Source organism: Streptomyces sp. NPDC051218 (assembly GCF_044455475.1).
Taxonomy (GTDB): Bacteria; Actinomycetota; Actinomycetes; order Streptomycetales; family Streptomycetaceae; genus Streptomyces.
In genome coordinates, this window is sequence record NZ_JBITEU010000001.1 from 490,666 (window position 1) to 511,431 (window position 20,766).

Annotated in this window: 18 protein-coding genes, 1 pseudogene and 1 riboswitch; of the genes and pseudogenes, 10 read left to right on the top strand and 9 right to left on the bottom strand. The window is 69.4% G+C overall.

Annotated features, from left to right (window positions below; all coding sequences use genetic code 11):
• Positions 1-46: 46 nt before the first annotated feature.
• Positions 47-535 (bottom strand): GNAT family N-acetyltransferase, encoded by a 489-nt coding sequence (locus ACIBCK_RS02290; RefSeq protein WP_399386185.1) that lies wholly within the window; start codon positions 533-535, stop codon positions 47-49.
• A 62-nt stretch (positions 536-597) separates the two neighbouring features.
• Between ACIBCK_RS02290 and ACIBCK_RS02295 the strand changes: the two genes are divergently transcribed.
• The 3 genes from ACIBCK_RS02295 to ACIBCK_RS02305 all read left to right on the top strand — a co-directional run bounded on the left by ACIBCK_RS02295 (position 598) and on the right by ACIBCK_RS02305 (position 5,369).
• Positions 598-1,533 carry a TIGR01777 family oxidoreductase gene (locus ACIBCK_RS02295; protein WP_399386186.1) on the top strand — a complete coding sequence of 312 codons (936 nt, stop codon included), beginning with the start codon at positions 598-600 and terminating at the stop codon, positions 1,531-1,533.
• Between the two features lie 155 nt (positions 1,534-1,688).
• Complete coding sequence (locus ACIBCK_RS02300) at positions 1,689-3,011, top strand: NAD(P)/FAD-dependent oxidoreductase (protein ID WP_399386187.1); 1,323 nt, start codon at positions 1,689-1,691, stop codon at positions 3,009-3,011.
• A gap of 210 nt (positions 3,012-3,221) precedes the next feature.
• Positions 3,222-5,369, top strand: a complete 2,148-nt coding sequence (locus ACIBCK_RS02305; protein WP_399386188.1) for a family 20 glycosylhydrolase — start codon at positions 3,222-3,224, stop codon at positions 5,367-5,369.
• A gap of 99 nt (positions 5,370-5,468) precedes the next feature.
• Here the strand turns inward: ACIBCK_RS02305 and ACIBCK_RS02310 are convergent, their stop codons facing one another.
• Entirely contained in the window at positions 5,469-6,914 is a 1,446-nt protein-coding gene (locus ACIBCK_RS02310) for a regulator (RefSeq protein WP_399386189.1), read from the bottom strand.
• Between the two features lie 246 nt (positions 6,915-7,160).
• On the opposite strand from ACIBCK_RS02310, the gene lipB reads away from it, so the two are divergent.
• The 5 genes from lipB to ACIBCK_RS02335 all read left to right on the top strand — a co-directional run bounded on the left by lipB (position 7,161) and on the right by ACIBCK_RS02335 (position 11,924).
• Positions 7,161-7,997 (top strand): lipoyl(octanoyl) transferase LipB, encoded by an 837-nt coding sequence (lipB, locus tag ACIBCK_RS02315; protein WP_399386190.1) that lies wholly within the window; start codon positions 7,161-7,163, stop codon positions 7,995-7,997.
• A gap of 135 nt (positions 7,998-8,132) precedes the next feature.
• Positions 8,133-9,098, top strand: coding sequence for a lipoyl synthase (locus ACIBCK_RS02320; RefSeq protein WP_367041172.1), 966 nt, complete (start codon positions 8,133-8,135; stop codon positions 9,096-9,098).
• A gap of 248 nt (positions 9,099-9,346) precedes the next feature.
• Positions 9,347-9,550: a hypothetical protein gene (locus ACIBCK_RS02325; protein ID WP_363208335.1), complete on the top strand. Its 204-nt coding sequence runs from the start codon at positions 9,347-9,349 to the stop codon at positions 9,548-9,550.
• Between the two features lie 30 nt (positions 9,551-9,580).
• Positions 9,581-10,285, top strand: a complete 705-nt coding sequence (locus ACIBCK_RS02330) for a DUF4191 domain-containing protein (protein ID WP_399386191.1) — start codon at positions 9,581-9,583, stop codon at positions 10,283-10,285.
• A 1,339-nt stretch (positions 10,286-11,624) separates the two neighbouring features.
• Entirely contained in the window at positions 11,625-11,924 is a 300-nt protein-coding gene (locus ACIBCK_RS02335; protein WP_399387293.1) for a hypothetical protein, read from the top strand.
• Here the strand turns inward: ACIBCK_RS02335 and ACIBCK_RS02340 are convergent.
• Both ACIBCK_RS02340 and ACIBCK_RS02345 read right to left on the bottom strand, forming a co-directional pair.
• Positions 11,817-12,281 (bottom strand): annotated as a pseudogene (locus ACIBCK_RS02340) (recombinase family protein); the annotation flags it as partial. The gene ACIBCK_RS02335 and the pseudogene ACIBCK_RS02340 overlap by 108 nt on opposite strands.
• A 628-nt stretch (positions 12,282-12,909) precedes the next feature.
• A complete protein-coding gene (locus tag ACIBCK_RS02345; protein WP_399386192.1) occupies positions 12,910-13,377 on the bottom strand; it encodes an RDD family protein in 468 nt (155 codons plus the stop codon).
• 218 nt (positions 13,378-13,595) lie between these two features.
• On the opposite strand from ACIBCK_RS02345, the gene glnA reads away from it, so the two are divergent.
• Entirely contained in the window at positions 13,596-15,005 is a 1,410-nt protein-coding gene (gene glnA, locus ACIBCK_RS02350) for a type I glutamate--ammonia ligase (RefSeq protein ID WP_399386193.1), read from the top strand.
• Between the two features lie 192 nt (positions 15,006-15,197).
• Positions 15,198-15,965, top strand: a complete 768-nt coding sequence (locus ACIBCK_RS02355) for an alpha/beta hydrolase family protein (protein ID WP_399386194.1) — start codon at positions 15,198-15,200, stop codon at positions 15,963-15,965.
• 26 nt (positions 15,966-15,991) lie between these two features.
• On the opposite strand, the gene ACIBCK_RS02360 is transcribed toward ACIBCK_RS02355, so the two are convergent.
• The 5 genes from ACIBCK_RS02360 to ACIBCK_RS02380 all read right to left on the bottom strand — a co-directional run bounded on the left by ACIBCK_RS02360 (position 15,992) and on the right by ACIBCK_RS02380 (position 20,557).
• Positions 15,992-16,774: an ABC transporter ATP-binding protein gene (locus ACIBCK_RS02360; RefSeq protein ID WP_399387194.1), complete on the bottom strand. Its 783-nt coding sequence runs from the start codon at positions 16,772-16,774 to the stop codon at positions 15,992-15,994.
• 20 nt (positions 16,775-16,794) lie between these two features.
• Positions 16,795-17,826 (bottom strand): FecCD family ABC transporter permease, encoded by a 1,032-nt coding sequence (locus tag ACIBCK_RS02365; RefSeq protein WP_399386195.1) that lies wholly within the window; start codon positions 17,824-17,826, stop codon positions 16,795-16,797.
• Complete coding sequence (locus ACIBCK_RS02370) at positions 17,823-18,872, bottom strand: ABC transporter substrate-binding protein (RefSeq protein WP_399386196.1); 1,050 nt, start codon at positions 18,870-18,872, stop codon at positions 17,823-17,825. The genes ACIBCK_RS02365 and ACIBCK_RS02370 overlap by 4 nt, the downstream gene beginning before the upstream one ends.
• A gap of 104 nt (positions 18,873-18,976) precedes the next feature.
• Positions 18,977-19,163: riboswitch (cobalamin riboswitch) on the bottom strand.
• A 57-nt stretch (positions 19,164-19,220) separates the two neighbouring features.
• Positions 19,221-19,685 (bottom strand): VOC family protein, encoded by a 465-nt coding sequence (locus tag ACIBCK_RS02375; RefSeq protein ID WP_399386197.1) that lies wholly within the window; start codon positions 19,683-19,685, stop codon positions 19,221-19,223.
• A 5-nt stretch (positions 19,686-19,690) separates the two neighbouring features.
• On the bottom strand, positions 19,691-20,557 hold the full coding sequence (locus ACIBCK_RS02380) for a helix-turn-helix domain-containing protein (protein ID WP_399386198.1): 867 nt from the start codon (positions 20,555-20,557) through the stop codon (positions 19,691-19,693).
• Between the last annotated feature and the right edge of the window lie 209 nt (positions 20,558-20,766).

Below are 20,766 nucleotides of genomic sequence, written 5' to 3' on the forward strand. Positions count from 1 at the left end.
CCGTCGGGTGGCGGACCCGGGAGTGGGTCCTTGCGGGCCCGGGGTGTCAGAGCACGCGGCCCATCAGCACATCGTCCACGTACGAGCCGTCGAGGAAGAATTCGCCCGGCAGCACCCCCTCGACCACGAAGCCCTCGGAGGCGTAGAGCGTCCGGGCCGGAGTGTTGTGGCCGAGCACCCGCAGCGTGACGCGCCGCGCGCCCTGGCGGCGGGCCTCCTCCACCGCGGCCCTGACGAGACCGCGGCCCACTCCCCTGCCACGCGCCTCGTCCGTGACCGCGAAGCCGAGGATCTGGCGCACGTGGGCGTTGGCGAGGAGGGAGGTGGGATAACCGAGCCGTATGTAGCCGACGACCACGCCGTGCAGCTCGGCCACCAAATGGTCGTGGGGCCCGAAGCGTTCGCTGAAGAACGGCGGGTACGGAGGCTGCGGAGCCGGTTGTACCGCGTGCAGGGTGGACCAGGTGACGCGGTCGATGCGGGCGAGGACCTCTTCGTCGTCCCGCAGGGCGGTACGTATGTGCGTGTCCGGCATGGGCGTCACTGTACGACGTACGCCTGAAGCCTCTTGCCGGGTTTCCGGGGCAGGATGGCTGCATGGAGCCCACCGAGCCCGAGCAGTCAGCCCCGTCGTCGCGGCGGTCCCGTATCGCCGTGGCCGGCGCGTCCGGCCTCATCGGAACGGCGCTGACGCGCGCCCTCGCCGACGACGGTCACGAGGTGGTGCGGCTGGTGCGCCGAGCACCTCGTACGAAGTACGAGGTGCGGTGGGACCCCAAGGAGGGTTACGTCGACACGGCGGGGCTCACGGGCTGTGACGCCCTGGTCAACCTGGCGGGGGCCGGGATCGGCGATCACCGCTGGACGGCCGCCTACAAGCGGGAGATCCGCGACAGCAGGGTGCTCGGCACCGCGACGCTCGCCGAGGCGGTGGCCTCGCTGGACGAGCCGCCCCGGGTCTTCCTGTGTGCGAGCGCGATCGGCTACTACGGAGACACCGGTCAGCGTGCGGTGGACGAAAGTGCCCCCTCCGGAGAGGGCTTCCTGCCGTCCCTGTGCGTGGAGTGGGAGGGTGCTGCCGCCGCGGCGCACGCGGCGGGCATCCGCACGGTCTTCTCGCGCAACGGCCTGGTGGTGGCGCGCGAGGGCGGGGCGTGGCAGCGGATGTTCCCGCTCTTCAAGGCGGGGCTCGGCGGGCGCCTCGGCGACGGCAGGCAGTACTGGAGCTACATCTCGCTGCACGACGCGGTGGCCGCGCTGCGGCACCTGCTCGACACGGACTCGCTGGCGGGTCCGGTCAATCTGACGGCGCCCGATCCGCTGACCAACCGCGAGGTGACGGCCGCGATGGGCCGGGTGCTGCACCGGCCCACGCTCTTCCCTGCGCCGAAGCCCGCGCTGCGCGTCGTGCTCGGCGAGATGGCGGGTGACGTGCTCGGCAGCCAGCGGGTCCTGCCCACCCGGCTCCTGGAGTCGGGATTCTCGTTCGCTTTCCCGGGCATCGAGGAGACGATCCGCGCGGCGCTGCGGTAACGAGCCGACAGTGCGACCGGCGTGCGACCGTGCTCGGTCGATGCGCGACTGCCGCTGACCGTTCGCGCTCCTACCCTCGTGCGGAACTCGGTGATTCCGAAGCCCTGTTGAGGGCATGACGTCCCCAGCAGCCGCACAACCTCCGGGAGGGGCACGTGCTAGAGCCTGCGCACCATGCGGATGTCGTCATCGTGGGAGCGGGGGTCGCGGGACTGTCGGCCGCCCATCAGCTGACCAGGGCAGGTGTAACGACCGTCGTCCTGGAAGCCGCCCCTTACGTCGGCGGGCGCATGTCCACGGAGAAGGTGGACGGGTTCCGGCTCGACAGGATCGGGCAGTTGCTCACCACGTCGTACCCCGAGTTACGCCACACGCCGGGGCTCGACGCCCTCGTACTGCGGCCCTTCGTACCCGGCGTCCTGGTGCACAGCGACGGCCGGCACCACCGCGCCGTCGAGCCGACGAGCCCCCGGCGCGCACGGGGCGCACTCACCGCCGCGCGCGCCCTAGCGAGCGCCCCCCGCGTCACCCCACTCGGCGGCCCACTCGGCGGCCCGCTCGACCAGGCCCGCCTCGGCGCGGCGCTCGCCAGGCTCGCGGCGACGGATCCGGAGCGCCTCATCGCCCGCCCCGAACTCCCCGCGTCGCAAGCCCTCTTCACCCGGGGCCTGCCCGCGCGCACCGTCACCGGCTTCCTGCGCCCGCTGCTCTCGGCGCTTCTCTGCGACCCGGACCTGACGACGTCGAGCCGATGCGCCGACCTCGCCCTGCGCTCCTTCGCACGCGGCCGCCTGTGTCTGCCCGAGGGGGGCGCCGAGGTACTGCCGGAGCTCCTGTCGGCCGCGCTGCCGCCCGGTACGGTCCACACCGGCGTACGCGTCACCGGCGTCTCCACGACCTCCGTCACGACCGCGGAACACGGGGAAGTGAGCTGTCGCGCCGTCCTGTTGGCCACCGACGCCCGCGCCGCCGCCGAACTGCTGCCCGGCCTGCGCGTGCCGTCCTTCCATCAAGTGACGGTGCTGCACCACGCGGCGCCCGACGCGCCGCTCGCCGAGCCCGCGCTGCTGCTCGACGCCGACCGTTCGGGTCCGGTCGCGCACACCGCCGTGATCAGCCACGTCGACCCTTCGCGCGCCCCCGCGGGCCGGGCGCTCATCTCGTCGACGGTCCTCGGGCCGCCGCCCGACGAGCGGGCCGTCCTCGCCCATCTCGCCGATCTGTACGGCACGTCGACCGCCCGGTGGGAGTCGCTCGCCGTCCACCACACCCGCGAGGCGGTGCCCGCGATGCCACCGCCGCACGATCTGCGCCGCCCGGTGCGACTGCTCGCGGGACTCTACGTGTGCGGGGACCACCGGGAGACCAGCACGGTGCAGGGCGCCCTGCACTCGGGCCGTCGCGCGGCGCGGGCGGCACTGGCGGACTTCGGCGTGGCTCCCGCCTACGGGGCGGGGCAGCTCCCGTTGGCGGCCTGACAGCCATCCGACCTCTGCGGTCACCCCCGGAAGCCCCCGTGCCCCACGCGGGGGCTTCCCCTCATTCTCCCGCACCCCGGCAACTCCCCTTGCCACACCGGCACCCCAAGGCTACGGTCCCACCGGATCGTCAAGCTGCGGGAGGCTCACGTGCGTCGCACCATCCCGGTGATATCACTCATCCTCGGCCTATTCATGGGAGGTCTGTCTTTGCCCACAGCCACCGCCACAGCCGCCGACACACCCGCCGACACTGCGGACGAAGTGCCCTCCGTCATCCCGCGCCCCACCCACTGGACCGCCCTCGACGGCCGTACGAAACTCACCCAGCGCACCCGCATCCTGATCGACCCGCGCGCCGGATCCACCACCGCGCTCCCCTCGGGCCGCGGCGAACTCCCCGGCCCCGCACACCAGTCCGTACGCGAACTCGCCACCCAGCTCCGTACGGAGATCAAGCAGGTCACCGGCATCACACCCCGGATCGGCAGCGGCCGACCCGCCGACGGCGACATCACGCTCGGCCTCACCACCGAGGGGAACCTCGGCCCCGAGGGCTACGGTTTCGACAGCGCGGGCCCCATCCGCATCGAAGCCGCCTCCACCCACGGCCTCTACTACGGCACCCGCACGCTCCTCCAGCTCCTGCGCTCCACGGCCGACGACCATCGCGCCGTCCCCCGAGCGCGCTCCACGGACCGCCCCGCGCAGGCCGTGCGCATGGTCCACCTCGACGCGGGGCGCAAGTACTGGAAGATCCCCTACCTGGAGAACCTGATCCGCAGGATGGGCGACCAGAAGCTCAACACCCTCTTCCTGCACCTCTCCGAGTCCGAGGGCTTCCGCCTGAACAGCCCGAAGTTCCCGGGCCTCGCGGACCCCGACCACAGCTACAGCCGCGCCGACATCGAGCATCTGAAGGCCTTCGCGGCCCGCCACCACGTCCAGTTGATGCCCGGCCTCGAACTTCCCGGCCACGCCACCGTGATCAGCGAGGCCTTCGGCATCGGCTTCGGGTCCGGCGCCGACGCCGACGCCTGCACGGGCGCGCACACGCATTCGCACCTGACGCCCGACTGGATCATCGACATGACCAGCGACAAGGCGATCGCCAAGTCCAAGGAGATCGTGGACGAGTTCGCGGGCTGGTTCGACGCGCCGCTGTTCTCCATCGGCGCGGAAGAGGTCCCGGGGCAGCTCGCGGAATGCCCGCGCGTGCAGAACCACCTGGCGAGCGCGCCCGACGTGTCCACCCTCGGCGATCTCCTCAACCGCTACATCAACACCCTTGACGACGTGGTCACTTCGCACGGCAAGCGCACGGCCGTCTACAACGGCTCCGAGCACCTCGCAGCGCCCCAGCAGAAGGTCCACGCCCCCGTCGTCTTCCTCACCTGGGAGGGCACGGGCGCCGAGCCCGAGATCCCCGGCCACGACGAGATCGCCATCGGCCCCTTCTACGACACCCCGAACAACTACCACCACCTGTATCCGGACGAGCCCTGGATGTACGACGACTGGGCGCCGAACACCGACCCCGACATGCTCGGCTCCGGCGTCACCAACTGGGCCGACTACAACTTCTGGGCCGACGACGGCTACTTCGAGCAGCACATGGCGGGCCCCCGCGCGATCCTCGCCGACCGCGCCTGGAACAAGTCCGCGACCCCGGACACGCTCACCGACTTCCGGGCCCGTGCCACCCGGATCGGCGATCCACCGGGCACGACACCGGCGCCGGCGCCGCCGAGGGTGGAGGGCCGGCCGAGCCACCACTGGACGTTCGACGACGCGTCGTACCCCAGCGGCTGGACGTACGCGGGCAGCCCCGGCAACACGATCTTCGCCGAGGACGTCGCCGGCGGGCTGCCCGGCACCTCCTACATCATCGACAACCCCACCCCGGTCAAGGGCGTGCGCGGTCAGGCATGGCGCTTCGACTCCGACCGGGACGGCGTGGGCTTCGGCGGTCTCGACGTCGCCGAGCCGTGGACGGTCTCGGTGCGGGTCCGCCCGACGGCGAGGACCGGGGACCAGGTGCTGCTCAGTTCCAAGGCGGGCGCGCTGAAGCTGATGCAGCACGGCACCGGGAAGGTCGGCTTCACGCGGTACGGCGAGGCCGACCACAGCTTCGACTTCACGCTGCCGCTGGACCGCTGGACACGGCTGACCTGGGTGACGGCTCCGGGACGCACCACCTTGTACGCCGACGGGAAGCGGGTCGGGTCCGTCGCGGCGTCGATCCCGCTGCCGCTGCGGTCCATCGGGACGGAGAAGGCGAGCCTGCGGGGCGATCTCGACGACCTCATGACATGGGACGAGGCGTTGTCGCCCGGGAAGGCCGCACGACTGCGCTGAGCCCAGCCAAGCCCAGCCCCGGTCGGGCGCGTGTGTAAGGGGCGGGGCTGCGCAGCCCCGCCCCTTACAAGCGCCTCCCCTTACGAGCCACCCCCTGGGTCACCCCAGAGCGGCCACCCGGTCGCGGTAGCCCCGCACCGCCGCCGCGTCGCGGTACGGCTCGAGCCGCCGCTCGAATTCGCGTACGTACTCAATGGCTCGCACCGACCGCATCTCGCCCGCCGCCTGCGCCGCCTCCGCGCCCAGCTGGCAGGCCTGCTCCAGCTCGCCGAGGCCCAGGCGCGACGAGGCGAGCACGATCCGGCAGAACAGGCGACTGCGGGCGTACCCGGGGGCGCGCAGCTGGAGCGAGCGCTCCGCGTGCTGAGCGGCCACGCGGTACTGCTGAAGGTCCCGGTGGCAGTGCCCGAACTCGTCCGCGAGCTGTGCCTCGTCGAAGAACCGCGCCCAGTAGGGGACTTCGTCGCCCGGCCGTGCCGTCTCCAGGGCGCGCTCGGCGCGCACCATCGACGCCGTGCACGCCCGCACCTCGCCGAGCACACCGTGGCCGCGCGCCTCGACCGAGTGCAGCAGGGCCTGCACGACGGGCGGTGCCGACGACCCGACCCCCTGCTGGGCCACCCGCGCCAGCTGTACGGCCTCTCTGCCGTGCCCGAGGTAGACGGCCTGGCGGCTCATGGTGACCAGGACGTACGAGCCGTAGGCGCGGTCGCCCGCCGCCTGCGAGAGCCGCAGCGCCTGCACGTAGTACCGCTGGGCGAGGCCGTGCGCCGCGATGTCGTACGACGTCCAGCCCGCGAGCCGGGTGAGGTCGGCGGCCGCCGCGAAGAGCCGCCGCCCGGCTTGTTCGCCGTACGTGCCCCGAAGCATCGGCTCGGCCTCGTGCTCCAGGTAGCGCACGAGGGCCTGCCGGGCGTGCCCGCCGCCGTACGCGTGGTCGAGGGCGCGGAAGAGTTCGCCGACGGAGCGCAGGGCCGAGATGTCGCCGCTGGTCACCTTGGCCCCGAGGCCGCGCTCGGGCTCCTTGCGCTGGCGCGGTATGGCCGGCCGGCCCTGCGTGGGCACGCGGGCGCCGCTCGGCGGGTAGTCGCCGCGGCTCACCCGGTCGTCGGCGCGGCCGATCAGCCAGTCTCTGCTGGGCACGACGAGGCCCGCCGGGGTGAACGCGATCTTCCGGAGCTCGGCGTGGCTCCCGGAGTCCTTGCGCCAGAGCCCGCCGACGATGTCGATCGCCTCTTCGGGGCTCGCCGCGAACTCAAGACCGGCGTACACCGGCGCGCACGCGTCGAGCCCGAGATCCTGCGCCGTCAGGCGCCGGCCTAACCGCCGGGTGAAGACCTCGGCGATCAGGGCGGGGGTGGTGCCGCGCGGCTGCTGCCCGCGCAGCCAGCGGGTCACCGATGTCTTGTCGTACCGCAGATCGAGACCGTGCTCGAGGCCCAGCTGATCGACGCGGCGTGCGAGCCCCGCATTGGAGAACCCGGCTTCTGAGATGAGCGCGGCTAGCTGGCGGTTGGGCGTGCGCTGCGGAGGTCGTTCCGTCATCGGCTGTGCGGTCTCCTGCCTTTCGGGCGTTGCCTTGAGCAGCCCTTATGGCTCTGTGAACGGCGTGAATGTAACGGCCCTCACCGCCCTCATCGCGACCTTCGACCCGCATTCATCCGATCGTGTGAGGATTGACCGGACGACTGACGAGAATCCGCTGCCCGTACAGTGGCTGGGGGCGCGATATGTGCAAGGTGCAGGTTCTGCGGTGCAGGTACCGGTGCAGGTTCTAGGGAGGCACGTGCCGTGAGTGAGTTTCAGTTCGTCCGTCTCGGCTTCGGCCCGGATTCGGTCGAATACCAGGAGGCGTGGGACGAGCAGCGCCGCGTGCACGCCGCCCGCTTCGCCGACGAACTCCCGGACACATGTCTGCTGCTCGAGCACCTGCCGGTGTACACCGCGGGCCGCCGCACCGAGGACAGCGAGCGCCCGCTGGACGGCACCCCCGTCGTCGACGTGGACCGCGGCGGCAAGATCACCTGGCACGGTCCGGGACAGCTCGTGGGCTACCCGATCCAGAAGCTGCCGCGCCCGGTGGACGTCGTAGCACATGTGCGTCGTCTGGAAGAGGCTCTTATCCGTACGTGTGCGGAATTCGGCCTGGAGACGTCCCGCGTCGAGGGCCGCAGCGGCGTATGGGTGCTCGGTGACCCCGTGCAGGAGCGTCCGGCGCTGGGCGGCCTGACGCTGGACCTCGACCCCCGGACCCAGGACGACGAGTTCGACGCCCGGTTCAACGGCCCGGAGTACGCCCCGTCCAACGCGGGCCAGCGCCGCGAGGACCGCAAGATCGCGGCGATCGGCATCCGGGTCGCCAAGGGCGTGACGATGCACGGCTTCGCGCTGAACGTGAACCCGGACAACACCTGGTTCGACAAGATCATCCCGTGCGGGATCCGCGACGCGGGCGTGACGTCCCTCTCGTACGAGCTGGGCCGCGAGGTCACGATCGCCGACGTCCTGCCCGTCGCCGAGCGGCACCTGCGGGAGGTCCTGGAGAACGCCGAGCTCAAGCCGCGGGTGGTGGAAACGGCCGCCGAGCAGACGGTTGAGCAGCCGGAAGACGAGAAGGCGACGGCCTAGAGAGCCGGTACGTCCGGGCCTGCCACGGCTTCGGGGAATGCACCCCGCCGGCCAGAGGTTGCCCGAACGTAAGCCCAACGACATCACGGGCGTACCCTGGTGTGCGCCGAAGAATCGAAGCTACAGGGAGCCGATGTGTCCGCAGTCGCACCCGACGGACGCAAGATGCTGCGCCTTGAGGTCCGGAACGCCCAGACCCCGATCGAGCGCAAGCCCGAGTGGATCAAGACCCGGGCGAAAATGGGCCCCGAGTACACCAAGATGCAGAACCTCGTGAAGAGCGAGGGCCTGCACACGGTCTGCCAGGAAGCGGGCTGTCCCAACATCTACGAGTGCTGGGAAGACCGCGAGGCCACCTTCCTCATCGGCGGTGACCAGTGCACCCGGCGCTGCGACTTCTGCCAGATCGACACGGGCAAGCCGCAGGCCCTCGACCGCGACGAGCCGCGTCGCGTCGGTGAGTCCGTCGTGACGATGGACCTGAACTACGCCACGATCACCGGCGTCGCCCGCGACGACCTGGATGACGGCGGCGCCTGGCTGTATGCGGAGACCGTGCGCCAGATCCACGCGATGACGGCGGAGCGCGCGGAGGGCAGGACCAAGGTCGAGCTGCTCATCCCCGACTTCAACGCCGACCCCGACCAGCTGGCCGAGGTCTTCTCCTCGCGCCCCGAGGTCCTCGGGCACAACGTGGAGACGGTGCCGCGCATCTTCAAGCGGATCCGCCCCGGCTTCCGTTTCGAGCGCTCGCTCGAGGTCATCACCCGTGCCCGCGAGGCCGGTCTGGTCACCAAGTCGAACCTCATCCTCGGCATGGGCGAGGAGCGCGAGGAGATCAGCGAGGCGCTGCACGCGTTGCACGACGCGGGCTGCGAGCTCATCACGATCACGCAGTACCTGCGCCCGACGCCGCGCCATCACCCCGTGGAGCGCTGGGCCAAGCCGCAGGAGTTCGTGGAGCTGAAGGAGGAGGCCGAGGAGATCGGCTTCTCCGGCGTCATGTCCGGGCCGCTGGTCCGCTCCTCGTACCGCGCGGGACGCCTCTACCAGATGGCGATCGAGAAGCGCGGCGCGTACGTCGCCTCGCAGGCGGTGTGATCTCTCCCCGAGAGTTCGGCTGTGTGAATCGGCGCACAAGTGTCTACTGATGAGTAGTGGCCGAGATGGCGCGGCCTCCACGGTCCCCGCAGGTGAGGGGGACGTAGGGGCCGCGTCAATGTTTTGCGGGTCGGCGTCAAGGCTTCATCCGTGTTTGACCGGTCGGTCACGCCCTGGTAACACCAATCAGTGACCCTGGAATCACCCCACGTACTGCCCTACCCATAGCCGCTCAGGAGGGCTCCACCATGCAGGCCGCGCCCGTACGCGCCACCGCCATCCCGTCCGTCACCGACGCACTGCGTGCCGTCGAGTCGATTCTCATGAGCAGCGGCCAGCGCACCGCGCGCCGCAACGCGTGGACGTCCGTCCTTGACGACCGGCGTCGCGCCAAGGACCGGGCCGAGGCGCTGCGCGTGCTCGAAGAGGCGATGACAACCCGCACGTCGTAGTCACCTCCAGGGACACGTAGACTTCACGGCATGGCGAGGAAGGAACCCGCGGCGGACGCCGCGAACCCCGGGCGACTCAAGCAGATTGCCCAGACCTACAAGATGACCCGCAGGGCCGATCCGCGGATCGGTCTCATCATCGCGGCTGTGGGAATCGTCACCTTTGGTGTCTTCCTCGCGATCGGCTTCTTGATCGGTCACCCGATCTATCTCGGCATTCTCGGCTTTGTGCTCGCCTTCCTCGCGATGGCGATCGTCTTCGGGCGCAGGGCTGAGCGTGCGGCCTTCGGGCAGATGGAGGGCCAGCCCGGTGCGGCGGCCGCGGTGCTCGACAAGATCGGCCGCGGCTGGACGACGACTCCGGCGGTGGCGATGAACCGCAGCCAGGACGTCGTGCACCGCACGGTCGGCAAGGCCGGCATCGTGCTCGTCGCCGAGGGCAACCCGAACCGGGTGAAGAGCCTGCTGGCCGCCGAGAAGAGGCGGATGGCGCGGGTCGTCTCGGACGTCCCCGTGCATGACGTCATCGTCGGCACCGGCGAGGGCCAGGTCCCGCTGAAGAAGCTGCGTACGACGCTTCTGAAGCTGCCCCGCGTCCTCCAGGGCCCGCAGGTCACGACGACGAACGACCGGCTGCGCGCGATGGGCGACCTGATGAGCAACATGCCGCTGCCGAAGGGGCCGATGCCGAAGGGTGCGGGACGCGGTCGTACCCCTCGTATGCCGCGAGGATGACTCCTGGCTTTACCTCTCCCGTCATTTCCATAGGCGGGAGAGGGTGAGGCCTCGCTACTTCAACACCCCCATGGGCGCCCTCCAAGGCGCCCATTACTCGTTCCCAGCGACCTGACGCACTCCACCGCCTCCAATGCCCGATGAGGCCCGTAGAGCCGTACTCAGCATCCAGCTCTGGCCAAGCGGCCCCGGTTCGAGCCTTCTTGAGGAAGGCTTCCAACACCGTCCGAGGGGCAAGCCCTCCCCTCTGTCGAGGTACGACGCCTCCACCTGGAAACTTTTCCACCTCCACCACCCGCTCCCAAGCACAGTCACACAGCGTCGGCACCAGCCGTTCACGGGTGCGGAACCAAGCGCCGATGGGGCAGGGAAGCCCCCGATGCATGGGTGGCGGGGTACCCGTGATGAGGATCTTGACGTTGGCCAGCCCAAAGAATTCCTGTTGCTCTTCTCGGGGTAGCGCCTCCAAACGGTCACTGAGACGCGCGAGCCTTTCGAGACTCGCCGCCCGCTGGTCCTCCTGCGAAGCGGCCTCTCTCCAGGAAGCCACCTCAGATCGCGTCCGCTCCAGTTCTTCGAGGCGATCCGTAAGCGGCTTGATCGCTCGATTCACTGCGGCTCTGGCGTCGCGTTGCGAAAGCCCCCGGCGTGCGGCCCGCTCTGCTGCGACGGCAGTAGTGGTATCGATCGTGCTGTCTTGCTCTGCGATCCTCCGATCCAGTTCGGCCAGACGTGAGGCAAAATCCACTTGCCGCTCTCTCGTCTTCCCCAGCCATTCACCCGAGAGCCTTTTGAGTCTGTTCCCATCCCGAAAGAAGTCGCAGACACTTCCCCAGGCCCAGCCCTCCACGCCTTGAGCATCGAGCTGCGGGCACGAGCACGTTGGCGCCCCTGGGTATGCCTCCCTCTTCCCCGAACAGAGGTAGTGCGCCGCCTCATTCGCCGGAGCGCAACCCACGTAGCGCTTACCGCACTGACTCTGAATCAGACCCGTCAGCGTATAAATCCGCCCTTTGATTGAGGGTCGGCGCCGCGGTCCTTCCGTAGCGCTCCGAAGCTCTGCCACTTCCTCTGGAGTAAACATCGGATCGAGCGGAATGACGCTAGTCGCTCCCCATACAGGAGTTCCGTCCTCGCCAAGCTTTGCGTTCTTCCCTCGGAACACATACCGAGCCTCTAGCAGATCCTCATTCAGCAAACGTGACCGGAAGTTCGCCTCACCCCAAGGCTTACCCGAACGACTCACTAACCCCTCAGAATTGAGAGAGCGGACGACCTTACGCCAAACCCCCTTGAACTTGACGACGAGGATGCGCCCCCTACGCAATACCATCGCCTCGTGCACGGTCGTGCAAACTTCGGATCGAGAGCAGTTTTCACCCCCATCGCAAACGTCGATCACGAGACGCTGCTTCCCCTTCACCCCTTTGTTCTCAATGCGGTAACCGTAACGGGGAGCGCCGCCAGCATAGCCACCCGTGCGAGCCTTCTTCTGAATTCCCCCCTGAGTCCTCTTATGAATGCGGAGAAGTTCCTTAAAGGCTTCAGTCGCCTTATCGCGCATTCGCTCTTCACCCTCTTCGGTCGTGTTGTCTATGTCGTCATCCACGATGGCGACATACACGCCGAGATCTTGTAGCTTCCACACCCATTCCCAGAAGACGCGATTATTTCGCCCGACGGCTCGGGTCTCGTAAACGACCACCATATTGAATGGACAGGGCTTCTTTTGAGCGAGAGACATGATTTCAGTTGCGCCCTCGCGCTTGTCCCATGTGAGGGTGCCCGACTCCCCTTCATCCTTGAAGGTGTCGACGTGACCCCAGCCCTTGCGTGCGATGTACGCGGCCGTCTCGTCGCCTGTGTAGGCGATGCCGTAACCGTCGACCTGCTGATCAGTGGACACCCGCAGGTAGTCAACTGCCCGCATCACGGGCTTGGCACGATCAACGGCCTGAGCTGCGACGTGAATTGAGCGTATGGCAGAGTTACCCATGTCAGTCCTCCCAGACTGGCCAGACCCCGGGGTGTTAGCGCACCGCCGGGGTCACCCATGCGATTCGTCAACTGTAGGGCGCTATTCGCCAGGGCGGGGTGCAAACAAGATTTCCAGCATTCTCTGATGCGCCACCTCTGACCCCGGAGCCTCCGTTGGTTTCCAAATGACCTTGAGATCAGCTTCTGGTTCCGAGTCGCGATTGGTTTCGGGAGCAGGAGAGTCAGCACAGCCACTCTTCTAGGCACAGCACCTCTGAGGAGCCCACTCCCCATCACGAGCGCTGCTCATGGCCCCGCTCCTGCGCCTCTCTGGCAAGCTCTCGGCGACGCACCTCGCTGAGGCTGAGGTGGCGGCGGGCACCGCCGAAGATCTGCAGGGCCCCTCAAACCTCGCGCGGCCCTCGAAGCCAACCAGGGTTTTGCCCTGGCAGGAGCTAGATGCGCAGAGTAAACGCAAGGGCAACACGCGTGAACGCTGCCGACGGGCATGCGCACGCCTCGCGGTGGCCCGAAGATGCGGTAGCTCTCCGCCTCTTTCCACCTCTCCTGCTCTCCTGTCTCTACGTATGGCGAAGGCCCCGGAACCGATCGGTTCCGGGGCCTTCGCCATACGTAGAGCGGGGATCTCAGATCCGCACCTGGACCGCGCGGCCGAGGCGGTCGTGGAGGCCGCGGCCGTCGCGGTCCCAGATCAGGGCGGGGACGGCGACGCAGAGCAGCACGCTGCGGACGAGGACGCGGCCGATACCGAGCCTGCCACCGCCCTCGGCGATGACGCGCAGCCGGAAGAGGGCCTTGCCGGGGGTGCAGCCGACCGTGCCGACCGTCAGGACGGTCATGACGAAGAAGATGCCGAGCGCCCAGTTGCCCATCGCCTGCTGGTCACCGCGAGCGAACAGGCCGTATGCGATGAGCATGCTCACCCCCCAGTCGACGGCGATGGCGCCCATGCGCCGCCCGGGGCGCGCGATCGATCCCGGCCCCTCCTCCGGCAGGCCGAGCTGCTCGCCGCGGTACCCGAAGTCGACGCCCGCTTCCTCTGCCGCCGCACGAGGGCCGGAGAGCCACGATCCGATTGCTTGCCTGTTGTCCACCCGTCCACGGTACTGCGCCCGATTTCGTCCGAGGACGGGCGGGGTAGGGCGAATGACACCTGACTCGAACCCGCCTCGGTTAACTTCGGCGAAACAAATGGGTCATGCTTGAGAAATCCCCCGTCCCTATGGTCGGGTCCCAGCGTGTGCCACCGCACTGGCCGCACAACGAGCTGCAACCCCGTCCCCGCCTGGGGGTCGGGAGTAGGAGGAGTTGGATGTTCCAGAACGCCGACGACGCAAAGAAGTTCATCGCGGACGAGGACGTGAAGTTCGTAGATGTCCGGTTCTGCGACCTGCCCGGAGTGATGCAGCACTTCACGATCCCGGCAGCGGCGTTCGACCCGAACGAGGAGCTCGCCTTCGACGGTTCGTCGATCCGCGGCTTCCAGGCCATCCACGAGTCCGACATGGCGCTGCGCGCGGACCTGTCGACCGCCCGGGTCGACCCCTTCCGCCGCGACAAGACCATCAACATCAACTTCTTCATCCACGACCCGATCACGGGCGAGCAGTACAGCCGTGACCCGCGGAACATCGCCAAGAAGGCCGAGGCCTACCTCGCGTCCACCGGCATCGCGGACACCGCGTACTTCGGTCCCGAGGCCGAGTTCTACGTCTTCGACAACGTCCGCTTCCAGACGTCGGCGAACGAGAGCTTCTACCACATCGACTCCGAGGCAGGCGCCTGGAACACCGGTGCGGTCGAGAACAACCGTGGCTACAAGGTCCGCTACAAGGGCGGCTACTTCCCCGCCCCGCCGGTCGACCACTTCGCGGACCTCCGCGCGGAGATCTCCCTGGAGCTGGACAAGAACGGCCTCCAGGTCGAGCGCCAGCACCACGAGGTCGGCACGGCCGGCCAGGCGGAGATCAACTACAAGTTCAACACGCTGCTCGCCGCGGCCGACGACCTGATGCTCTTCAAGTACATCGTGAAGAACGTCGCCTGGCGCAACCAGAAGACCGCGACCTTCATGCCGAAGCCGATCTTCGGTGACAACGGTTCGGGCATGCACGTGCACCAGTCGCTGTGGGCCAACGGCGACCCGCTCTTCTACGACGAGCAGGGCTACGCGGGCCTGTCCGACACCGCCCGCTACTACATCGGCGGCATCCTCAAGCACGCCCCGTCACTGCTCGCCTTCACCAACCCGACGGTGAACTCGTACCACCGCCTGGTCCCGGGCTTCGAGGCGCCGGTCAACATGGTGTACTCGCAGCGCAACCGCTCCGCGGCCATGCGTATCCCGATCACGGGCTCGAACCCGAAGGCCAAGCGCGTCGAGTTCCGCGCGCCGGACCCGTCCTCGAACCCGTACCTCGCGTTCTCGGCGCTCCTGATGGCCGGCCTGGACGGCGTCAAGAACAAGATCGAGCCGCCGGAGCCGATCGACAAGGACCTCTACGAGCTCGCCCCCGAGGAGCACGCGGGTGTCGCCCAGGTCCCGACCTCCCTCCCGGCCGTCCTCGACGCCCTCGAGGCGGACCACGAGTACCTCCTGGCCGGCGGTGTCTTCACCTCCGACCTGATCGAGACGTGGATCGACTACAAGCGCACGAACGAAATCGCCCCGATCCAGCTGCGCCCGCACCCGCACGAGTTCGAGCTGTATTTCGACATCTAGAACGCCGGGTCGGGTGAAGCCGAGACCCGACGCCGCGTCAGCATGGACAGTGGGCCGTCTCCCGGAACGGGGAGGCGGCCCACTGTTGTGGCGGGCTGTCGTGTCGGTCCAGCGCCGTCACCGGCTAGTGTCGCTCTCGTCCCCCTCCTCTCCCTCCCCCACGATCAGTCCCTGCCTAGGTGAGCACCCCACATGAGCGAAAAAGTGACATTCCCGAGCGTCGTCGGCCCCGCGTTGGCCGGAGCGATCGATCTGCCGGAGGGCGAGGTCCGAGGCTGGGGGCTCTTCGCGCATGGGTTCACCCTGGGCAAGGGATCGCCGGCCGCCTCGCGGGTCTGCAAGCAGCTGGCGCGCGAGGGGATCGGCATGCTGCGCTTCGACAATCTCGGGATCGGGGACTCCGAGGGCGACTGGGGGGACGGTTCCTTCACCGTCAAGGTGCAGGACACCGTCCGTGCCGCGGCCTTCATGGCGGAGCGAGGGACTCCGGTGGATTTGCTGGTGGGGCACTCATGGGGAGGCGCCGCCGCCATCGCAGCCGCGAGCGAGATCGACGGCCTCCGCGCGCTGGCCACGATCGCGGCGCCCGTCGACCCCAGTCATGTCGAGCGGCAGTACGACTCGGTCCTTGATCGCGTCCTCAGTGACGGGGCGCACGAGTGGTTCGTCGGCGGCAGGACCCTGGTTCTCAAGCGCGCCTTCGTCGAGGACGTGCGCCGGGCTCACCTGCGCGACCGGATCGGCGAGGTGGACCTTCCGCTCCTGGTGGCGCATTCGCCCACCGACTCCACCGTCGACATCTCCAACGCCGCGGAGATCTTCCAGGAGGCACGCCACCCCCGCAGCTTCATCTCGCTCGAAGGCGCGGACCATCTGCTGACCGCGCGAGGGCAGGCGCAACGGGCCGCTCACATCATCAGCGCCTGGGCCGACCAGTACCTCGACGAGCCGCGGCCCTGAGAAGCGGCGTCCTGGACGGCGGAGACTCAGGCGCGCAGGAAGCGGATCGAGGGGTGGGGTTCCGTGGGGTGTTGGGTGACCTCCGCCCGTACCCCGTACACCTTCGCGATCAGTTCCTCCGTGATCACCTCTGAGGGTGTGCCTGCCGCGTGGGCCACTCCCTCTCGCAGGACCAGGATCTGGTCGCAGAACATGGCCGCCAGGTTCAGGTCGTGCAGGGCTATCACGCTGGTCAGGGGGAGGTTCGCCACCAGGGACAGGAGGTCGAGTTGGTGGTGGATGTCCAGGTGGTTGGTCGGTTCGTCCAGGAGGAGTTCCTGGGGGGTCTGGGCCAACGCCCTTGCTATCTGTGCCCGTTGGCGTTCCCCGCCGGAAAGCGTGTGCCAGGACTGGGTGGCTCGGTCCGTCAGGCCCGTGCGGGTCAGGGCCTGACGGACCGCCTCCTCGTCCTCCGGCGTCGGCGGTGACCACGCCCTGCGGTGCGGGATGCGGCCCAGGCGTACGACCTCCTCCACCGACAGCTCGACCTGCGTGGTGGCGTCCTGGTCCACCACCGCCACCCTGCGTGCCACCGTGCGGCGGCCCGCGTCGCGCAGGGGCATGCCGTCCAGGGTGACCACTCCTGACGTCGGGGCCAGGACGCCCGCCAGGATGCGCAGGAGCGTTGACTTGCCCGAGCCGTTCGGGCCCAGCAGGCCGACCGTGGCTCCGGGGGGCGGGGTCAGGGTCACTCCGTCGACGATGAGCCGGCCGCCTGCCTCCCGGGTCACTCGGTCGGCTCGCAGGCCGGGTCCGGTGTGCTGGCTCATGTCGTCCTCGGTGTGCCGGCTCATGTCGTCCTCCTCGTGCGGTAGAGGACCAGGACGAACGCCGGAACTCCGATCAGGGACGTCACCACCCCGACGGGGACCTCCTGGGGGTCCAGGACCGTGCGGGCCAGCGTGTCCACCCACACCAGGAACACCGCGCCCGCGAGCGCCGTGACCGGGACCAGGCGTGCGTGCCCGGCGCCCACGAGGGCGCGGGCCGCGTGCGGCAGGACCAGGCCCACGAAGCCGATGGCTCCCGCGCTGCTGACCAGGACCGCCGTCAGCAGGGCGGTGGTGGAGAGGAGGAGCAGCCGGACCCGGGCCACGTATACGCCCAGCGTCGCCGCCGCGTCCTGGCCGAAGGCGAACGCGTCCAGGGTGCGGGCCTGCGTCAGGCAGATCGCCAGCGCCACGAAGAGCACCGCCGCGCACAGCCAGACGTCCGTCCAGCCCACTCCGCTCAGCGAACCAAGCAGCCAGAACAGGACACTTCGCGTCGTCTCCGCGTCGCCCGAGGTCAGGATGACGAAGGAGGTGAGGGCGGAGAAGAGCTGCATCGCCGCCACGCCCGAGAGCACCACTCTGTCCGCGCTTGCGCCCAGGCTGTGGCTCAGCAGCAGGACCAGCGCGAACGAGACGACGGCCCCGGCGAAGGCGCCCACCGAAACCGACACCACTCCCCCGCCGACCCCCAGGACGACGATCGCGACCGCGCCCGTGGACGCCCCCGAGGAGACGCCCAGCACGAAGGGGTCGGCGAGCGGGTTGCGCAGGAGGGACTGAAGGACCGTTCCACAGACCGCGAGGCCCGCGCCGCAGACCGCGGCGAGGAGCGTGCGCGGCATGCGCAGGTTCCACACGATGCCGTCCCTGATGGGCGTGAGCCGCGCCTCTCCCCAGCCGAGGTGAGCCGCGACCGCCGACCACACGTCCGGTACGGAGATGTCGGCGGGGCCGATGGTGACGGCCACCGCGACGGACAGGGCGAGGGCGGCGAGGCCCGCCGTCCAGAGCAGGGCGGAACGTATGCCGCCCGGGGCGGCTTTCCTCACTTGGCGAGCCCGAACTCACGCAACGCGTCCGCGACTTGCTCCACGCCGTCCACCGTGCGGATCGTCGGGTTCATGGCCTGGCCGCTCAGCAGCACATAGCGCTTCTTCTTCACGGCGGTCAGGTTCTTGGTGACCGGGTTGGACTCCAGGAACTCGATCTTCTTCTTCGCGCTCTCGGCCGTCTGCGACTTGCGGGTGAGGTCGCCGATGACCAGGACGTCCGGGTCGCGGTCCGCCACCGTCTCCCAGTTGATCTGGGGCCACTCCTCGTGGGTGTCGTCGAAGACGTTCCGCACGCCGAGTTCTCGGGTGATGACGCCCGGGGCTCCGCAACAGCCCGCGATGTAGGGCGAGTCGGAGTTGGCGAACCAGTAGAGGAGTGTCGTGTCGGACGCCTCGGCCTTCTTGATCGCCCCGCTCGCCTTCGCCACCCGGCCCTTGAGGTCCGCGACCAGCCGCTCCCCACGCTTCTCGACGCCGAACGCCCTTGCCAGGTCACGGACTTCGCCGTACACCGTGTCCATGGTGAGCGTCTTGACGCGGCGGCCGTCGCCGTCGCCGCTGTTGTCCTTGCCGGCGCAGTCCGAGGGCGAGACGTAGGCAGGTACGCCGAGTTCGGCGAACTTGGCGCGGTCGGCGACGCCGCCCTTGCTGACCGTCGCCTGGAAGGAGGCGGTGACGAAGTCCGGTTCCTTGGCGAGGACCTTCTCGAAGGAGGGGTAGCTGTCGGCGAGCCGCTCGACCTTCGCGTTGTCCTTCTCCAGGCCCTTCAGAACCGGGTCGGTCCAGGTGCCCGTGCCCACCATGCGGTCCGCGAGGCCGAGCGAGAGCAGGATCTCCGTGGAGCCCTGGTCGAGGGAGACCGCCCGCCGCGGCGGCGCCTTGATCTCCGCCTTCTTGCCGCAGGAGGTGAGGGTCAGTGGGTAGCCGTCGGCCTTCCCGTCCGCGGTGGAGGTGGCCGTGGAGCCGCCCGCGCACGAGGTCAGCGTGACGGCGGCGGCCGTGACGAGGAGGACGGACACGCGGGCGGACACACGGGCAGACATACGGACGGGCACACGGACACGACGGGCTGTTGAGGACACGAGATCCCTTGAGTCTCACGGCTCATACGCGGAGCCTGGCCTGCTTCGTCACCTCCGCCGCCCGGTGTGCGGGCGGAGGTGCCAGCAGGTCTTCGGACTCGGGGATCGGCCGGGCGGGGCGCCTTCCCAGGCGTCCGTGGACGCCCAGTGGCCGTGGCCCCGCCCGTTCCCCCTCACCGCTGCGCGTCAGTTCCGGATTCGCACCGGATTCCCTGGCCCTGGTGTGGGTTGACTGGCGCTCGCAAGCTATCACGCGAGGTCAGGACGGCTGCCGTCACGCGAGGTCAGAACGGCTGCCGTCCCGCCAGGTCAGGCCGCCGTCCCGGGCCTCGGCGAGCCGCGGTAGGTGCCGAAGGACCACTTGTTGCCCTCGGGGTCGGCGATCGCGAACTCCCTGCTGCCGTACGGCTGGTCCTCGATCTCACGGATGATCTCGACCCCTGCCGCGGTGAGCCGCCGGTAGAGGTCGTCGACGTGGTCGGTGACGACGTACGCGCCGAAGGTGCCGGGCTTCAGGCACCACTCCTGGGACTTCTCGTCGTACGAGCCGAGCATGATCGCGCCGCCCTCGGGCCAGTCGAGCTCGGCGTGGGCCACGCGGTCGCCGTCCTCGTATACGGCGGTGCGCAGGAAGCCGACCGTGCCGACCAGGAAGTCGATCAGGGCGGGGGCGTCATGGGCCTGGAGGGACGGCCAGACGCTGGGAGCGCGCCCGGCGGATGCGGGCGCGGTAGCGGACTGCGGCTGCTGGTTCTGCTTCTCGGTGGTGTTCATGCCCCCTACCCTTCGCCCCCGCCATGGCTCCCGGCTTGGATATTCCGGCACTCTTCGGCCAGCCAGCCGCTGGGGCTCACCCCGGTGTACTGCTGGAAGTCCCGCACCAGGTGGGAGTGGTCGTAGTACCCGCAGTCCGCGGCGACGCGGGCCAGGTCGGGGGCGCCGCCCGTCGCGACCGGGCGTACGACGGCGTTGCGTGCGCGCTGGAAGCGCATCAGGCGGCCCGCCTGTTTGGGGCTCAGGCCCGTCTCGGCGCGGAAGAGCGTGGTGAGGCGGCGTTCGCTGAGCGCGACGTGCCGGGAGAGGCCGCGCAGGGTGCCGACACCGCGATGCCGGGCGAGCCAGGCCCATGCCTCCGCGACCTCGGGGCGTACGGAGCCGCCGGACGCCTCGGTGGCCGCGCGCTGCCTCAAGTAGCCGGACAGGGAGGCGAACCGCTCCTCCCAACTGCCCTGCTCGCACAGCAGCTCCCGTACGTCGGCGGCGCGGCGCCCCATCACCTCCGCGCCCGGCGTCACCAGCTCGCCGGCCAGTTCCGCGGCCGGTACGCCGAACAGGGCGCGGGCGGCGAGCGGGTGCACGGCGAGCTGGATGCCCGCCTCGTGCTCGGGCCTGACGACGTACGCCGGGGACTGGTGCAGGCCGCCGACGACGATGTCCGTGCGGGTGGCGTGGCGGCCGGCCGCCTGTTCGGGGGTGTGGCCGGTGACGACGGGGCCGTCCAGCGAGAAGATCAGCGTCAGGTACGGGGACGGCAGGCCGCGGTGCAGGCCGGGCAGCTCGCCCCGCGTGCGGTAGCCGACGGCGGACACCACCATGCCGTCGAGCCGCGGGGCGGCCCGGACGAACTCCCGGGAGACGCTCTCCATGCCTCCCAGTATGCGATGGGCCTCGCTCCGAAGCAGGCCCGGAAGCCTGCCGGGCGTCCGGCCCGGAACCCTGCCGGACGTCCGACTCGGCTACCCGCGCACGGGCGTCCCATGCCCGTTCCGCCCAGTGATACCGATCATGGGAATCCGCCGCCTGACCTCATACGATGACCCGCCGCTCCGGACGGGGCGCAGACCGCTCTCAGGGG

Coding starts and splice junctions, on each gene's coding strand:
- ACIBCK_RS02290 (WP_399386185.1), bottom strand. CDS start 535: ATGCCGGACACGCACATACGTACCGCCCTGCGGGACGACGAAGAGGTC.
- ACIBCK_RS02295 (WP_399386186.1), top strand. CDS start 598: ATGGAGCCCACCGAGCCCGAGCAGTCAGCCCCGTCGTCGCGGCGGTCC.
- ACIBCK_RS02310 (WP_399386189.1), bottom strand. CDS start 6,914: ATGACGGAACGACCTCCGCAGCGCACGCCCAACCGCCAGCTAGCCGCG.
- ACIBCK_RS02325 (WP_363208335.1), top strand. CDS start 9,347: ATGCAGGCCGCGCCCGTACGCGCCACCGCCATCCCGTCCGTCACCGAC.
- ACIBCK_RS02330 (WP_399386191.1), top strand. CDS start 9,581: ATGGCGAGGAAGGAACCCGCGGCGGACGCCGCGAACCCCGGGCGACTC.
- glnA (WP_399386193.1), top strand. CDS start 13,596: ATGTTCCAGAACGCCGACGACGCAAAGAAGTTCATCGCGGACGAGGAC.
- ACIBCK_RS02355 (WP_399386194.1), top strand. CDS start 15,198: ATGAGCGAAAAAGTGACATTCCCGAGCGTCGTCGGCCCCGCGTTGGCC.
- ACIBCK_RS02360 (WP_399387194.1), bottom strand. CDS start 16,774: ATGAGCCAGCACACCGGACCCGGCCTGCGAGCCGACCGAGTGACCCGG.
- ACIBCK_RS02370 (WP_399386196.1), bottom strand. CDS start 18,872: ATGTCTGCCCGTGTGTCCGCCCGCGTGTCCGTCCTCCTCGTCACGGCC.
- ACIBCK_RS02375 (WP_399386197.1), bottom strand. CDS start 19,685: ATGAACACCACCGAGAAGCAGAACCAGCAGCCGCAGTCCGCTACCGCG.
- ACIBCK_RS02380 (WP_399386198.1), bottom strand. CDS start 20,557: ATGGAGAGCGTCTCCCGGGAGTTCGTCCGGGCCGCCCCGCGGCTCGAC.